Genomic DNA, 15,030 nt, shown 5'->3' with positions numbered 1-15,030 from the left:
GCATTACTTCTTCAAGCGGACCACGGCCTGGCGGGAATCATCCGTCTGCGGCAGCGACGCGAGTTCTCCCAAGGTCAGCGGCTTGGTCGGGAAGCGCAGCCGGTAATAGCCCACTTCCTGTGTCGGCACGCCGCGTTCCTCGGCAATGATCTCGGCCACGGTCAGCCCGCAGAAGCGCCCTTGGCACGGCCCCATGCCGCAGCGCAGAAAGGCCTTCATCTGGTTCGGACCGGTGCAGCCCAGCTTGACCGTCTCGCGCACTTGCGCGGCGGTGACTTCCTCGCAGCGGCACACGATGGTGTCGCCGGTGGGCCGCCGGAAGGCGTCAGGCGCCTTGTACAGCGCATCGAAGAACTCGCGGCCCCTGACGGCGCGAGCCAGCGCGTCGCGCGGCGCCACGGCCTCGCTATCGCGTTTGCGGGCATCGATGCGGCCCAGCAGATGCGCGGCCTGCAACGCGGCCAGCCGGCCCCGGTGTTCCGCCGCCAGCGCGCCCGCGATCCCCGCGCCATCGCCCGCCATGCCGATGCCGTCCACCGTCGTCAGCCCCCACTCATCAACCTGCGGCTCCCAACAGTCCAGCGCGTCATTCCAGCGGTGCTCCGCGCCCACGGCGCGCGACAGGTTCACGTTGGGCACCACGCCTTGATGCAGCATCAGTTGCGCGGCGGGCAAGGTCTTGGTGACGCCGCCCGCCGTGTAGCGCACGCTTTCCAGCTTGCCGTTGCCCAACGCTTCCAAGGCAGTGACACCGCGCGTGATCGGCACGGCCGCCTTGACGGCGCGCAGCAGCTTCAGGCCCTTGCCCAGGTAAGGCGAGCGCAAGAACCCCCACACCTTGGGCAGCGCCTGGCCCATGCGTCCGGGCGGCGTGGTTTCAAGCAGCGCGTCGATCTTCACGCCGGCATTCAGGTACTGCCAGGCCACCAGATAAAGCAGGGGGCCGCTGCCCGCCAGCACCGTGCGGTCGGCTGGCACCACACCCGCCGACTTCAGCAGAATCTGCGCCGCGCCCGCCGTGATGACACCGGGCAGCGTCCAGCCCGGAATCGGAAAGGGCCGCTCTTGCGCTCCCGTGGCCAGCAGCAGTCGGCGCGCGTGCACGATGCGCGCTTCGCCCGCCACCGAATACGCCACCTCGAAGCCTTTGTCGGGTTCCGGCGCGGTGCGTTCGGCCACGGCCCAGACGGTGGCGCCCGGCACGTAGCGCGCGCCCGATTGCTTGAACGGCGCCACCAGCGACGCGCCATGCCAATAGTCTTCGCCCAGGATGCCCCGGTCAGTGACCGGGGTCGTGGTGATGGCACGGTAGATCTGGCCGCCCGGCGCCGGCTGTTCATCCAGCAGCACCGTGTCCACGCCCAAGGTGGCCGCCAGCGTCGCCGCCGCCAGGCCCGCCGGGCCCGCGCCCACCACCAGCAAATCGCATTGCGTTGTTTCGATCATGCCTGCACCTTGCGCGCGCCCAACTGGCGCTCGATCTTCATGCCCTCGCGCACGGCCGTCATGCAGCCCTGCTGGTTCGCCTGGCCATCAATGGTGACCAGGCAGTCGTAGCACACGCCCATCATGCAATAGGGGCCGCGCGGCACTTCGTTCACCGCCGTGTCGCGACAGGCCGATACACCGCCCGCGAACAACGCCGCCGCCACCGTATCACCCGGCCGGCATTGCAGTTCGGCCCCATTGACCGTCACGCGCACGGGCGCGCTTTGCGTCTGGCGCTGCGCCTCGTCAAGCCTCTTGAACATGAAACCTCCGGGTCGAGAAGGGCGCCATGTCGTCGGCAAGCTTGCCGGCCACGATCATGGGAGCCAGATTGAGCGCATGCGCGGCGGCCAGCGTCACACCGCTATGACAGGTGGCGACGAAGGCGCCGGGGCACGTTTCGGATTGCTGATAAATGGGAAAACCGTCCTTGGACATCACGCGCAGCGCTGCCCAACTGCGCACCACGCGCACGTCGCGCAAAGCCGGCAGCGTGCGCACGGCACGATCGGCCAGCGTACCCAGGATGGGCAGGCCCACCAGGTTATCCACATAGCCGGCTTCTTCCTGCGAATCGCCGATCAGCCAGGTGCCTTCATCGGTCTGGCGCAAGGTGGATAGCGGCGTCTCCAGCATGCGGCGCGTGCGTTCCAGCACCACGATCTGGCCACGCTGCGGGCGCACCGGCACGTCCAGGCCAACTTGCGCGCCCAGATCCTTGTTGGACAGGCCCGAGGCCAGCACCACCTTGTGTGCACGCACCGTGCCGCCTGGCGTCCCGATCTCGAACACGCCGTCGCGCTGCTTGACGCTTTGTGCCGGACGGCGCGGCAAGTAATCCACAACCCGCTGTGCAAAACTCGCATGCAGCGCGCGCAGCAGCTTGAGCGGGTTGGCAATGCCATCCACCGGTGTCCACGTCGCGCCACGCACGTCGGGGCCGATGCCCGGCACCAGGTCGGCGACTTCGGCGCGGTCCAGCAGCTTCCAGTCGTACTGCGCCATGCCGGGCTGCGCGAGCAGGGTCTTCATGAACTGGCCGCGCGCTTCCACTTCTTCATCACTCAGCAGCGCGTGCAGACCGCCGCGCTGCTCCAGATGCACGTCCACGCCGGTCTCATCCAGCAGTTGCGCGGCCAGCCGGGGCCAGCCGGACGCGGACGTCATCGTCCACACGCCGTAGCGCGGCAGACCCATGCCCTTGCTCTGCACCCACACCAGCCCGAAGTTGCCGCGTGACGCGCGGTAAGCCACGTCGCCTTCGTCCAGCACGGCCACGTGGTCCAGTTCGCGCCGCAAGCCATAAGCGATTGCTGAACCCACCAAGCCCCCGCCAATCACCACGGCGTCATAAATGCCGCGATGCACGGGCGCGCGGGGCGCCAGTTCTTTCTCGTCCGTCATTAGCGTCCCTTTCCTACAAACAGCTTTTCCAGGCCGACCACGCGGTCCAGGATGAAGATGGCGATGATGGTCACGTAGATCAGCACGGCCGACACGGCGGTGACCAGCGGGTCGATCGTGTCTTCGATGTGCAGGAAGATGCGCACCGGCAACGTCGTCGTGGACGGCGAGGCAATGAAGATCGACATGGTCAATTCGTCAAAGCTCGTGATGAAGGCGATCACCCAGCCACTGACCACCCCCGGCAGCAGCAGCGGCAGCACCACGCGCCGAAACGCCGTCCAGTTGGATGCGCCCAACGACTGCGCGGCGCGTTCCAGAGCGGGGTCGATGCCGGTGGCCGACGCCAGCACCAGGCGCAGCGCATACGGCATCACCAATATCACGTGCGCGACCACCAAACCCACATAAGTGCCGGCCAGATCCACCGTGGTGAAGAACTTCAGGAAGGCCAGCCCCAGCACCACATGCGGAATCATCAGCGGCGACATGAAGAAGGCCACCAACGCCTCGCGGCCACGGAAACGGTTACGGGCCAGGGCCAGCGCGCTGGGCACGGCCAGGCCGATCGCCAAGGTGGCCGACAGCGTGCCCAGGCCCAGGCTGAACCAGAACGCCTCGACAAAGCGCGGGTTGTCCAGAATGGCGCGGAACCAGCGCAGCGACAGCCCGGTGGTGGGCAGCGAGATAAAGCCTTCGGAGGTGAACGCCACCGCGCACACCATGACGATGGGCGCCAGGATGAAGAGGATGAACAGCGTGTGGAAGATCAGCCCGATGGGGCCGTTTCGAAATTGCATCTCAGCCTCCGGCCTGGTTGAAGACGGCGCCGTACTTGCGTTCGATGATGCGGTTGGCCGACAGCAACACCACCACGGTCGCCAGCAGCAGCACCACCGCCAGGGCCGCGCCCAAAGGCCAGTTCAGCGTGTTCAGGAATTCGTCGTAGGCGGCGGTCGCCACGTTCTTCAGCCGCCGTCCGCCGATGATGGCCGGCGTGGCGAACGAACTGGCCGCCATCGCAAACACCATGATGGCGCCCGACAGAATGCCCGGCATCACCTGCGGCACGATCACGCGGCGAATCACGGTGAACTGCGACGCGCCCAGCGACAGCGCGGCGGCCTCCGTAGCCGGGTTGATCCGTTGCAGGGAAGCCCACACCGAAATCACCATGAAGGGCACCAGCACGTGCGTCAGCGCGATGCCCACGCCCAGGTTGCTGTACATCAGGTCCACGGGAGTCGAGGTCAGGCCGATACCCATCAGCACCTTGCTGATCAGGCCGGTGGAGCCGAACAGCAGCGCCCAGCCCAGCGTGCGTACCACCACCGAAATCAAGAGCGGCCCCAGCACCACCATCAGGAACAAGCCTTTCCACGGGTTGGCCATGCGCGACAGCACATACGCTTCGGCCGTGCCCAGAATCAGGCAGGCCACGGTCACGGCGGCGGCCACGCCGAACGTGCGCGCGTAGATCTCGTAGTAATAGCCGTCGCTGAAAATCTCGAAGTAGTTCTTCCAGGTAAACGTGGCCTGCATGCCGCCGTAGAACTGGAAGTCAAAAAAGCTGATCAGGAATACCAGCGCCATCGGCACCACCAGAAAGGTGGCGTACACCACCAGCGCCGGCGCGCTCAGTACCCAGGGGTTGGTGCGCGTGCTCATGACGCGCTGCCCCGCGGCGCGGACGCCACCTCGCACATGTCTTGCGCGCGCCAGCGCAAGTGCACGGTCTCGCCCTCGGCGGGCACCGGCACGCCGTCGTTCTGGCGGATCACCATCACTTCGCCCACCGACGTATCCACCTGGCATAGCCAGTGGTTGCCCTGGAAGACGCGGGTCTTCATGCGGCCGGGCAGGGCACAGGCGGCGGGTTCGGAAAACAGGATTTTTTCGGGCCGCACGATCACCGAGCCATGCGGCACGGCCGCGCCGGCCATCGGGATATGCGCCTCGCCGATGCGGGCGCGCGTTTCGTTTTCGTACTGCTCGGCCTGGGGCGTGAACACATTGGCCTTGCCCAGGAAGCCGCCCACGAAATGGCTGGCCGGCCCTTCGTAGGCCTGGAAGGGTTCGGCCACCTGTTCCACGCGGCCCTGGTTCATGACTACGATGCGGTCCGACAGCGCCAGCGCCTCGGACTGGTCGTGCGTGACCAGGATGGTGGTGGTGCCGATGGTGCGCTGAATGCTGCGCAGTTCCAACTGCATTTCCTCGCGCAGCTTGGCGTCCAGGTTCGACAGCGGTTCGTCCAGCAGCAACACGCTGGGCCGGATGACCAGCGCGCGGGCCAAGGCCACCCGCTGCTGCTGCCCGCCCGACATCTGTGCGGGATGGCGGTCTGCCAGGTGCGACAGCCCCACCAGCTTCAACGCATCGGCCACGCGCGCTTCGCGTTCGTCCTTCTTGACCCGCTGCATCTCCAGACCAAACGACACGTTCTCGGCCACCGTCATATGCGGGAACAGCGCGTAGTTCTGGAACACCAGGCCCAGGCCGCGCTTGTTGGCCGGCACGCGGCTGACGTCACGGCCGTCCAGCACGATGCTGCCGCCCGTGGGTTCGACAAAGCCCGCAATCATTTGCAGCGTGGTCGTCTTGCCGCAACCCGAGGGCCCCAGCAGCGAAATGAATTCGCCCCGATTCACGGATAGGCTCAGCTCTTGCACGGCGGTGGTCTCGCCATAGCGCTTGCTAAGGCGGTTCAACACTAGATAGGTCATGAAGGCTCCCGTGGGCGACGCGCCGCGCCGCCCCGTATTGCACTACCGGCGATTGCGCGTCAACGCTCGACTTCGCGCGTCCAGCGCTTGTTCCATTCGTCGCGGTTCTGGTTGACGGTGTCCCAGTCGATCACGATGAGGTCGGCGGCGCGCTTGCCGATCGGCAGCGGCACGCGCGGGTCGTCGGTGACCTTGGCCTTCTTGTTGACCGGGCCGTAGCCATAGGCAGAGGCCAGCTTTTCCTGCACCTCGGGCGACACCAGGTACTGCACGAACGCCTGCGCGGCCGGGTTGGCGTTCGGCTTGGCCACCGGGCACACGGACGACAGCAAGGCGTAGGCGCCTTCCTGCGGGTAGACGAAGCCCACCGGGAAGCCGGTGTCGGCGAAGGACTTGGCGCGGCCGCTGCCCCAGACCGAGATCAGCGCCTGGCCGCTGGAGAACAGCTCGGTCATCTTGCCCGGTGAAGGCTCGTAGACCAGCACGTTGGGGCCGATTTCATTCTTGAAGGTGGCAAAGCCGGCGTCGATATTCTTTTCACCGCCGCCACCCTCGCGGGCGTACTCCACCACGGCGTGCAGGCCATAGGTGTTGTTCAGCGGCGGCACCACCAACAGCTTCTTGTACTTGGGGTCCTTCAGGTCTTTCCAGGACGTGGGCGGGGCCCACTTCTTCTCTTCGAAAGCCTTCTTGTTGTACATGATGCCGGTGGCCACGATGCCGATGGCCACTGCCTTGTCGTCCTTGTAGCGCGCGGTGCTGTAGAGGTCGTCGGCGGGCAGGCCCTTGATGGGAGCACAAAAGCCCAGGGCGATGGCTTGATACATGGGGCCGTCATCAATGATGGCCACGTCTATCTGCTGGTTGCTTTTCTGCGCTTGCAGGCGCGCCACCGTGTTGGTGGAATTGCCGGCCACATAGTCCAGTTCAATGCCGTGCTGCTTGGCGAAGGGCGGGAAGATGTCCTTGCGCATGATGTCTTCGAACGAGCCGCCATAACCTGCCACCACCAACTTCTGCTGCGCCATGGCGTTGGCGCTGAGCCCTGCGGCTACCGTTGCCGCTGCGAGTACTGCAAGTACCTTGCTCATGAGAACCCCCGATTTGTTGGTACACTTTGTCCGTACATGAATGTCCGGACAAATAATGAATCCGACCGGACATCGTTGTCAATCGGGTTATCGTCCGTACAAACCCCATATAACAATTCAAGGAGCCTCCTCATGACCCGATCCTCCGAGCGCGCAACCGGCCCCGGCGGAGCACGGCAAGCGCGTGGCAAGCCCGAATCGCAAGCGCCGGACGTTGACACCGGCGGCCCCCGCTACAAGAGCATTTTTCAAACCTTGTCGCAGGACATCAGCGCCGGCCGCTATCCCGTAATGACGCTGCTGCCCACCGAGCACGAGCTTTGCGACCAGTTCGACGCCAGCCGCCACACCATCCGTGAAGCCATCCGCATGCTGACCGTGGCGGGCATGGTGTCGCGCCGCCCCGGCGTGGGCACCCGCGTTGAAACGGCTCGCGCCAGCACGCGCTTCACGCAACGCATCTCGCAATTCCCCGACCTGCTCCAGTACGCGCGCAACGCCGCGCTGCTGGTGCAGGACGTGCGCACCATCAAGCTGCCCAAGCGGCTGGCCGAATCGCTGGGCTGCCCCGCTGACAAGTCCTGGCTGCATATCAACTCCATCAAAACGCTCGACGACCAGGGCACCGCCGCGGCCAGCACGCTGATCTACGCGGACCCCGAGCATTCGGACGTGCGCGTGGACGTCAAATCACGCATCTCGCTACTGCGCCTGATCGAAGACCATTTCGGCGACCGCATCACCGAGGTCAACCAGGAGTTCTCGGCCACGCCCATCAACGCCACCATCGCCAAGCAGCTCAAGGTGGAACCCAAGACGGCGGGCTTCGTCATCACCCGCCGCTACTACGGCGATGGCGGCTTGCTGCTGCTGGCCACCATCACCACCTTCCCGCACGACAAGATGAAGTACTCCATGACCCTCAACGTGGGGTAGTTGCCCCTGCGCCGTCGGCCGCGCGCACGCCTCGCATACCGTAGGCCGTGCGTGCCGCATCCAAGCTGATCTTGCCGTCGGCCAGGTCTTGGGCGATGCGTGCCCGGGTGCGTTCGGCGGGCGGCCCATAGCCGCCGCCGCCGGGCGTTTCGATACGCACGCTTTCGCCGGCCCCCAGCGCAATGTTGGCGGTCTTGGAAAACAGCTCTTCCTCTTGCGGCGTGCCGAAGTTGCGCACCAGCCGGGCACGCCGCCCCTCGCCGCCACCATCCACACCCGCCGCCACACCCACCGTATGGCTATCCGACCGCGCCGAGAACACGATGCCTGGGCCTACCGCGCGAATCTGCTTGGCAATCGCCATGCCGCCGCGCGTGCGGCCGGGGCCGCCCGAGTCCTGGATCATGGCGTACTCGTCCATCAGCAGGGGGTATTCGTTCTCCAGCGCTTCCACGGGCAGGTTCGAGGTGTTGGTCATGTGCACATGCACGGCGTCCATGCCGTCCGCATCAAAGCGCGCACCCGCGCCGCCGCCCAAGGTTTCCAAGTACACGAAGTGGCCCGCCCGCTCGCGCCAGCGGCCTGAAAACACGATGGCCGGGCAGCAGTCATTGCTGGAGGCCATGGTCTTTTCCGGCGGCAGCAGGCCACGGAACGCACCGAAGATGGCGCCCGCGACTTTCTGCGCGGTGATGGACCGCGCGCCCACGGCGGCCGGGTGCTCGGGGTTGGTGATGGTGCCCACCGGGGCCGACAGCGTGATGGGATCGAACAAGCCGGCGTTGGGTGCAAGGTCAGGGTCCAGCAGCGCTTTCACGGCGTAATACACGCAGGCGCGCAGGGCATTGATCGGCAGGTTCATCGCGCCGCGCGCCTGCTTGCCGGAGCCTTCGAAATCAAAGTGCAGGTTGTCGTGGCTGACGGTAAGCGTCACCTGGATGGGCACGGGATCGCCGCCCATGCCGTCGTCGTCCAGATCGCTACGAAAGGTGTAGCTGCCCGCTTGCAGTTCGGCGATTCGGTTGAGCAGGCGGCGGCGCGTGTAGGCGATGACGTCGTCCACCGAGCGCAGCACGGCGTCCAGCCCCATCTGGCGAATCAGGCCTTGCACGGCGGCCGCGCCACGGCGGTTGGTGGCCATCTGCACACGCAGGTCCAGCACGCGCTCTTCGGGGTCGCGGGTGTTGGCGCAGATCAGGCGCAGCATGTCTTCATCGTTCTGGCCGTGGCGCGCGATGCGGCAGGCGGGGATGCGAATGCCTTCCTCGAAGATCGACTTCAAGCCGCCCGCGATGGACCCTGGCACCGCGCCGCCCACGTCCGAATGGTGCGCGATGTTGGCGGCGAAGAAGCGCAGCACGCCGTCCCAGAATACGGGGGTGACGATGTTGATGTCGGGCAGGTGGCTGCCATCGGCAAGATAGGGGTCGTTGCAGATGAACACGTCGCCCTCGCGGATGTCCTCGACGGAGTAGGTGCGCAAGATCGCGCCCATGGCCCCGTCCAGCGAACCCAGGTGCAGCGGAATCTGCGTGCCCTGCGCAACCAGCCTGCCGGCCGCGTCGAACAAGGCCACCGAGCAATCCTTGCGTTCCTTGATGTTGGTGGAGAACGACGCACGCACCAGCGTGTTGTTCATGTCCTCGGTAATGGAGAGCAGGCGGTTGCAGAAGACCTCCATGCCGATGGGGTCGGCCAGCGCCACGGCGGTATTGGAATGGTCGGGCGTGGCGTTGTCGGGCTTAGCGTTGTCGGGCTTATTCATGCAAGCCTCCTTGCAAACGGATGATCAGGTTGCCGTACTCGTCCACGCTGGCTGCGTGGCCCACGCCCACCACCGTGGTCGAGCTCATTTCCTCAAGCAGGGCGGGGCCGGTGAAGCATGCGCCGGTGGGCACACGGTCGCGGTCGTACACGGGCGTCTCCCGCCAGCCGTGCTCGGCGCCGAAGTAGGCCTTGCGCCGTCCCAGGCTGGCGTCTTCCAGCACGCCACCGATGTAGCGCGGCGCAAGCGGCGCCTTCACCACCTGGCCCACGGCCTGCATGCGGCAATTGATGATCTGCACTTTGCGGTCATCCACCGTGTAGCCATATTCGCGTTCATGCGCCTCGGCAAAACGGCGGGCGAATTCCGCATGGCCGCCCGCGCCCATGTCGACGCCATCCAGGCTGACCTGCACTTCAAAGTTCTGGCCTTCATAGCGCGCATCGATGGCGCTATGGCACACGCGTAGTGCCGGGTCCACGCGCTCCGTTTCAAGCCAGCGCTCGGCCTGCTGGCGCAAGCCGTCGAAGATGGCGGCGATGGCGGGCCAGGTGTCATCGGACGCGAGCGAGATTTCGCTTTGCACGAAGTCGAACGAGATGTCGCTCAACAAGATGCCGCGCGCACACATGGTGCCCGGTTCCTGCGGCACGATGACGACGGGGATGCCGCATTCCTCGGCCACTTCCACCGCATGCAAGGGCCCCGCGCCGCCATAGGCGTAGAGCGCGAAGCAGGACAGGTCGTAGCCGCGTTCGGTGGATACCGCGCGAATGGCGCGGCTCATGTTGGCTGCCGCGATGCGCAGGATGCCTTCGGCCGCGGCCTCGGGTTGCAGGCCCAGCGGCTGCGCCACGCGCTGCTCGATCACGTCGCGCGCGGCCTGGGCGTGCACGGGCATGCGTCCGTTCAGCAATGCGATGGGGTTCAGGCGCTGTAGCGCGATTTCGGCATCGGTAATGGTGGGCTCCTGCCCGCCACGGCCATAGCCCACCGGCCCGGGCACCGCGCCCGCGCTGTGCGGGCCCACTTTCAAGGCGCCCGCGTCGTCCAGCCAGGCGATGCTGCCGCCGCCCGCGCCGATCACGTGGATGTCGACCATGGGCGTCTTGACGGGGTAGCCCGCCACCTGCCGATGCGAGGTAAACAGCGGACGCCCGTCGCACACCAGCGACACGTCGGTACTGGTGCCGCCGACGTCGAAGGTGACGAGGTTCAGGCTGCCGATGGCGCGCCCCACCGCCGCCGCACCCACCACGCCGGCCGCCGGCCCCGACAGGCAGGTACGCACGGGGTATTGGCGCACGGTGCCGATCGACATCAGGCCGCCGTTGGAGTGGATGGTGTGCGGCTCGTGACTGATGTCCAGGTCGCGCACCCGTTGCAGGAAGCGTTCCAGATAGCGCGCCATCTTCGGCCCCACCGCCGCGTTCAGCACCGTAGTGGACAGGCGCTCGTATTCGCGAAATTCTGGCAGCACATCGGACGACATGCTGATGTAGGCGCCGGGCATGACCTCGGCCACGATCTGCGCGGCGCGGCGCTCGTGCGCGGGGTTGCGGTAGGCGTGCAGAAAGCAAATGGTGACGGCTTCGATACCGGCTTCGGCGAATTGCCGCGCGGCGGCCTGCACCTGGGCTTCATCCAGCGGCGTGAGCACGTCTCCCGACGCGCTCACGCGCTCGCTCACTTCAACACGGAACTCACGCGGCACGGCCACGGGCGGCTTGCCGACGCTGTAGTCGTACAGGTGGGGCCGCGTCTGGCGGCCAATTTCCAGCACGTCGCGAAAGCCGCGCGTGGTGATCAGGCCAACACGCGCGCCCTTGCGCTCGATGATGAGGTTGGTGGCAACGGTGGTGCCGTGGCCCACGTGCGACACCTGCGAGGGCGCCACGTCATGGTCCGCCAACATCTGGCCAATGCCGGTGGCGATGGCCTCGGACGGATCGTGCGGGGTGGAGGGCACTTTGTGGAAGTGCACCACGCCCGCGTCCTCGTCGATCATCGTGAAGTCGGTGAACGTGCCGCCGACGTCTATCCCTATGCGATACATATCGTGTGTTCCAAAGAAAAGGTCGAGCCGGGGAAGATCAGTCCAGGCGGATGCCGGCTTGCTTGACCACCCCGCACCATTTGCTGATCTCGCTTTTGATCATCGTGGCGAACGCGGGGCCCGCCACGTCCGACACCTGCGCGCCCTGTTGTTCCAGGTACGTCTTCATGGCGGGCGCGTGTAGGGTCTGCACCAGGCCGTCCGTGAGCTGCTGGCGCAGCGGCTCGGGCATGTTGGCGGGCGCCAGCATGCCGAACCACACCATGGCCTCGTAGCCGGGGTAACCGGATTCGGCGACGGTGGGCACATCGGGCAACAGGGAAGAACGTTCGGGCGAGGTCACGGCCAGCGCCTTGATCTTGCCGTCCTTGATGTAGGGGTACGACGTCATCACCACGTCCATCATCATGTTGACCTGGCCGCCCACCAGATCAATGAGCGCGGGGCCGGAGCCGCGATACGGCACGTGCACCATGGAGACGCCGGCGGTGGACTTGAACAGTTCGGCCGCAAGGTGGTTGGACGTGCCCTGGCCGTTGGAGGCGAAGGAGTACTTCTCGGGTTCCTTTTTCAGCAGCGCCACGAACTCTTTCAAGCTGTTGGCGGGCACCGATTGGTTCACCGACATGACGTTGGGAATGGTGGCCACCACGGTCAGGGGCGTGAAGTCCTTGACGGCGTCGTAGGGCAGCTTGGAGTAGATGCACGGGGCGCTGCCGTGTGTGCTGACCGAGCCCATCAGAATGGTGTAGCCGTCGGCCGGTTGGCGGGCCACGTATTCGGTGCCGACGGTGCCGCCGGCGCCGGGCCGGTTTTCAACGATAACGTTGGCGGACAAGCGCTGGCCCAATCCGTCGGCGATCTTGCGTGCGATGAGGTCGGTGGACCCACCCGCGGCAAACGGCACGACGATGCGGATCACCTTGTCCGGCCACGCGGCGGTGGCGGTGCCGGCAGCGGCAAACAACGCGACCCCGGCGGCAATGCGGAAGCAACTGCGTATCAGCCCTTGGTTCATGGCTTGGTTTCCCCTTGTTGATAGAACTTCGTGGTGGCCGGATCATGCGTGTCCGGTCCTGGTTCGCTGCAACAACAGGGCCATCCTAGGCTTCTGACTTCAATGACAGCAGTCCTACAGGTTTATATTTGTATAGATGCCATTTATAGGTGCGCGGCCGTGAAAAACCCGGACTTGAATCTGCTGATGCATTTCGACGCCTTGATGGCGTGCCGTAACGTGTCGCGCGCGGCGGACACACTGAACATCAGCCAGCCGGCAATGAGCGCGGCGATGAATCGGCTGCGGCAATTGTTTGGCGACCCGTTGCTGGTGCGCGAGGGGGGCACGTGGCAGCCGACGCCGCGCGCGCTGGAGCTGCATCAGAACTTCAAGCCTTTGCTGGAAAGCTGGCATCGCGCAACGCGCACGCGCGAGGCATTCGACCCGGCACATTCATCGCGCACGCTGTCGCTGTATGCCACGGACTATGTTCAATACACCTTGCTGCCGAAGCTGATCCCGCGTCTGGCGGTGGATGCTCCGCATTTCCAGTTGCAGATCGTGCCGGCGCGGCCGCAGCATGGTTTGAGCATGCTGGACACGAATCATGTGGAGTTGATTGCGGGTTATTTCCCGGACCCGGCGCCGGATCTACGCACGCGGTTCTTGTATCAGGAGCCGGCGGTGTGCATCGTGCGCGAAGGCCATCCGTGTTTGCGCAAGCGTTGGAATCTGGATGCGTACCTGCGTTATGGCCATCTGGATTTGGCGGCGCATACGCGCTATTTCAGTACGGCGATTGACCGCATTCTGTTGGGGCAGAACCGCAGCCGCAAGATCGTGGCGACGCTGTCGAGTTATCTGGTTTGCCCGTTCATTGTGGAAGGGTCGGATCTGATTGCGACGATGCCGGCGAGCATCGCGCGGGCGATGGCGGGCGCGGCACGCATCGTGACGCAGAAGGTGCCGCTGACGTTGCCGCCGATTGCGGTGTCGCTGTACTGGCACGAGCGCTATCAGGATGACCCCGCACACGCCTGGCTCAGGCAGTACCTGGCCGGCGTGCTGGGGTAGCGTGGGGTGCTATTTCAGCGGCAGGCAGATGCGGGTTTGCAGCTGGGCGGGCGGGGTGGTGCGAGGGTCGTTCAGGTATTGCTCGAACATGGGGATGTCGGCGGGGACCAAGCCGCTGGCGGGCAGCCATTCCGAGAACATCCATTGGTAGGGCTTGGCCATTTCGTTGTAGGGGCCGGTGTAGGTGAGGATGGCGCAGCGGGTGGCGGGGATGTCGAAGCGTTCGAGTTCGTCGCCCAGGTCGGCGTCGGGTTGGACGACCATGCCTGCCAATGAACGCAGTTGGCTGACCGGTACTTGTTCGGGATCGTCAAAGTAGATGCCGAAGCCGGTGGCCTCGGGGTTGGCGATGCCACGGCCCAAGGCAAGCAGGAAGGCGCGGGTGAAGACGGGTCCGATGTCCTGGTAGTTGCCTTGGTGCGGCAGGACGGCCAAGGTGGCGCCGGGAAAGTTTTCGATGACGATGGGGTACATGGCAATCTCCTGGGAGGCTAGGGGTAGGGAGCGCGCGGCGCGATACCGGCCCGGCGGGATGCCGAATAAAGCACCGAAGGCCCGGTTGAACGCAGCGTCGGAGTCGTAGCCGGCGCGTTGTGCAACATCCCTGAGCGAGGCCTGCGAATCCGCCAATGCCGCCGCGGCACGATGCATGCGGAGGCGCTGGACGGTGGCGTTGACCGTTTCGCCGATCATGGCGCGGTAGACCCGGTGAAAGTGATACGGCGACAGGCAAGCCAGGTCGGCAAGCTGGTGCAGATCGGGGTCGGCGTCAGGGTGGGCGGCAAGCCAACGCAAAACGGGGTCGAGGCGTTCGATGTAAAGGGTTCGGGTTTCGGGCTTCATGCTTGCTCCTTGGAGGGCAATGTAGCTTTGGGCGATTTGCGGATTTTGCGGTTTTTTTGGAAGGGGTGCGGGGATTTTTGACGGGGGGGGCTGGTGGCGTTCTTGTGAGGCGCGACGTGGCGGCATTCTGGTGGCGCACAGCATGGTGGGGTTCTCGTTACGCACGGCGTGGCGCATTCTGGTGGCGCACGGCGGGGCGGCGGCTGGTGGGAGCGGGTCAACGATTGCGGTCCGGAGCCTTCGCTCCGGACTGCCCCGTCGTCATCCTCGTACGCCTACGGCTCCCTACGGATTCCCTCGGGCTGATCGACTCCCCGCCCCCCACCAGCCACCACCCCACCATGCTCGAATTGCGGCAATCTGGCGTCAGCGGGGGAGAGCTGCGTGCTTGGCATTTTTGCGTACGATGTCGGCGGCATGAAAGATCTTGCAGGGCCCGCCCCAGGCCGGCCGCGCGGGCGGCCTTTTGGGGCTTACGCAACGTGCCAATCTTCGGACTTATGCATCGCACCACATTTTCGCGCCTACGTAATGCGCCAACTATTGGGCTACGCCATGCGCCAATTTCTGGGCTCTGCTCTGCATCGTAGGATGGGTGAAGCGCGTCCGGGTCTGTGCAAGGGCGACGACGACTAACGCGCGTAACC

At 65.5% G+C, this 15,030-nt stretch carries 13 protein-coding genes; 2 read left to right on the top strand and 11 right to left on the bottom strand.

Annotation, left to right across the window (positions count from 1 at the left end; translation table 11 throughout):
* Positions 1-3: 3 nt before the first annotated feature.
* From M2361_RS19705 to M2361_RS19675, 7 genes are read right to left on the bottom strand one after another with little or no spacing between them, the layout of a single operon-like run.
* A complete protein-coding gene (locus tag M2361_RS19705) occupies positions 4-1,446 on the bottom strand; it encodes an NAD(P)/FAD-dependent oxidoreductase (RefSeq protein ID WP_259251334.1) in 1,443 nt (480 codons plus the stop codon).
* Positions 1,443-1,751: a (2Fe-2S)-binding protein gene (locus tag M2361_RS19700; protein WP_100853655.1), complete on the bottom strand. Its 309-nt coding sequence runs from the start codon at positions 1,749-1,751 to the stop codon at positions 1,443-1,445. The genes M2361_RS19705 and M2361_RS19700 overlap by 4 nt, the downstream gene beginning before the upstream one ends.
* The gene (locus tag M2361_RS19695; protein WP_259251332.1) at positions 1,735-2,892 is read right to left on the bottom strand and encodes an FAD-binding oxidoreductase; all 1,158 of its coding nucleotides are present in this window, start codon (positions 2,890-2,892) and stop codon (positions 1,735-1,737) included. The genes M2361_RS19700 and M2361_RS19695 overlap by 17 nt, the downstream gene beginning before the upstream one ends.
* Positions 2,892-3,692 (bottom strand): ABC transporter permease, encoded by an 801-nt coding sequence (locus M2361_RS19690; protein WP_100853657.1) that lies wholly within the window; start codon positions 3,690-3,692, stop codon positions 2,892-2,894. The genes M2361_RS19695 and M2361_RS19690 overlap by 1 nt, the downstream gene beginning before the upstream one ends.
* Before the next feature lies 1 nt (position 3,693).
* Positions 3,694-4,560: an ABC transporter permease gene (locus M2361_RS19685; RefSeq protein ID WP_100853658.1), complete on the bottom strand. Its 867-nt coding sequence runs from the start codon at positions 4,558-4,560 to the stop codon at positions 3,694-3,696.
* Complete coding sequence (locus tag M2361_RS19680; RefSeq protein ID WP_259251331.1) at positions 4,557-5,618, bottom strand: ABC transporter ATP-binding protein; 1,062 nt, start codon at positions 5,616-5,618, stop codon at positions 4,557-4,559. The genes M2361_RS19685 and M2361_RS19680 overlap by 4 nt, the downstream gene beginning before the upstream one ends.
* A gap of 59 nt (positions 5,619-5,677) precedes the next feature.
* Positions 5,678-6,709: an ABC transporter substrate-binding protein gene (locus tag M2361_RS19675; protein WP_259251329.1), complete on the bottom strand. Its 1,032-nt coding sequence runs from the start codon at positions 6,707-6,709 to the stop codon at positions 5,678-5,680.
* A gap of 132 nt (positions 6,710-6,841) precedes the next feature.
* On the opposite strand from M2361_RS19675, the gene M2361_RS19670 reads away from it, so the two are divergent.
* Positions 6,842-7,645 (top strand): GntR family transcriptional regulator, encoded by an 804-nt coding sequence (locus M2361_RS19670; protein WP_259251328.1) that lies wholly within the window; start codon positions 6,842-6,844, stop codon positions 7,643-7,645.
* Here the strand turns inward: M2361_RS19670 and M2361_RS19665 are convergent.
* The 3 genes from M2361_RS19665 to M2361_RS19655 are packed head-to-tail and all read right to left on the bottom strand — an operon-like array spanning position 7,632 to position 12,484.
* On the bottom strand, positions 7,632-9,410 hold the full coding sequence (locus tag M2361_RS19665) for a hydantoinase B/oxoprolinase family protein (RefSeq protein ID WP_259251326.1): 1,779 nt from the start codon (positions 9,408-9,410) through the stop codon (positions 7,632-7,634). The genes M2361_RS19670 and M2361_RS19665 overlap by 14 nt on opposite strands.
* Positions 9,403-11,466 (bottom strand): hydantoinase/oxoprolinase family protein, encoded by a 2,064-nt coding sequence (locus M2361_RS19660; protein WP_259251325.1) that lies wholly within the window; start codon positions 11,464-11,466, stop codon positions 9,403-9,405. The genes M2361_RS19665 and M2361_RS19660 overlap by 8 nt, the downstream gene beginning before the upstream one ends.
* A gap of 37 nt (positions 11,467-11,503) precedes the next feature.
* Positions 11,504-12,484, bottom strand: coding sequence for a tripartite tricarboxylate transporter substrate binding protein (locus M2361_RS19655; RefSeq protein WP_259251324.1), 981 nt, complete (start codon positions 12,482-12,484; stop codon positions 11,504-11,506).
* A gap of 159 nt (positions 12,485-12,643) precedes the next feature.
* On the opposite strand from M2361_RS19655, the gene M2361_RS19650 reads away from it, so the two are divergent.
* Positions 12,644-13,540 (top strand): LysR family transcriptional regulator, encoded by an 897-nt coding sequence (locus tag M2361_RS19650; protein WP_259251323.1) that lies wholly within the window; start codon positions 12,644-12,646, stop codon positions 13,538-13,540.
* Between the two features lie 9 nt (positions 13,541-13,549).
* Here the strand turns inward: M2361_RS19650 and M2361_RS19645 are convergent, their stop codons facing one another.
* Positions 13,550-14,383: a GyrI-like domain-containing protein gene (locus M2361_RS19645; RefSeq protein WP_259251322.1), complete on the bottom strand. Its 834-nt coding sequence runs from the start codon at positions 14,381-14,383 to the stop codon at positions 13,550-13,552.
* Positions 14,384-15,030: the final 647 nt, after the last annotated feature.

Source organism: Achromobacter sp. JUb104 (assembly GCF_024806975.1).
Classification (GTDB): Bacteria; Pseudomonadota; Gammaproteobacteria; order Burkholderiales; family Burkholderiaceae_B; genus Achromobacter; species Achromobacter spanius.
The sequence above is the reverse complement of the archived record's forward strand: the minus strand, read 5'-3'. Positions and strand labels throughout refer to the sequence as shown.

What these genes read in the sequence shown, in the direction of transcription:
- M2361_RS19705 (WP_259251334.1), bottom strand. Translation starts at nt 1,446, where the DNA reads ATGATCGAAACAACGCAATGCGATTTGCTGGTGGTGGGCGCGGGCCCG.
- M2361_RS19700 (WP_100853655.1), bottom strand. Translation starts at nt 1,751, where the DNA reads ATGTTCAAGAGGCTTGACGAGGCGCAGCGCCAGACGCAAAGCGCGCCC.
- M2361_RS19695 (WP_259251332.1), bottom strand. Translation starts at nt 2,892, where the DNA reads ATGACGGACGAGAAAGAACTGGCGCCCCGCGCGCCCGTGCATCGCGGC.
- M2361_RS19690 (WP_100853657.1), bottom strand. Translation starts at nt 3,692, where the DNA reads ATGCAATTTCGAAACGGCCCCATCGGGCTGATCTTCCACACGCTGTTC.
- M2361_RS19685 (WP_100853658.1), bottom strand. Translation starts at nt 4,560, where the DNA reads ATGAGCACGCGCACCAACCCCTGGGTACTGAGCGCGCCGGCGCTGGTG.
- M2361_RS19680 (WP_259251331.1), bottom strand. Translation starts at nt 5,618, where the DNA reads ATGACCTATCTAGTGTTGAACCGCCTTAGCAAGCGCTATGGCGAGACC.
- M2361_RS19675 (WP_259251329.1), bottom strand. Translation starts at nt 6,709, where the DNA reads ATGAGCAAGGTACTTGCAGTACTCGCAGCGGCAACGGTAGCCGCAGGG.
- M2361_RS19670 (WP_259251328.1), top strand. Translation starts at nt 6,842, where the DNA reads ATGACCCGATCCTCCGAGCGCGCAACCGGCCCCGGCGGAGCACGGCAA.
- M2361_RS19665 (WP_259251326.1), bottom strand. Translation starts at nt 9,410, where the DNA reads ATGAATAAGCCCGACAACGCTAAGCCCGACAACGCCACGCCCGACCAT.
- M2361_RS19660 (WP_259251325.1), bottom strand. Translation starts at nt 11,466, where the DNA reads ATGTATCGCATAGGGATAGACGTCGGCGGCACGTTCACCGACTTCACG.
- M2361_RS19655 (WP_259251324.1), bottom strand. Translation starts at nt 12,484, where the DNA reads ATGAACCAAGGGCTGATACGCAGTTGCTTCCGCATTGCCGCCGGGGTC.
- M2361_RS19645 (WP_259251322.1), bottom strand. Translation starts at nt 14,383, where the DNA reads ATGAAGCCCGAAACCCGAACCCTTTACATCGAACGCCTCGACCCCGTT.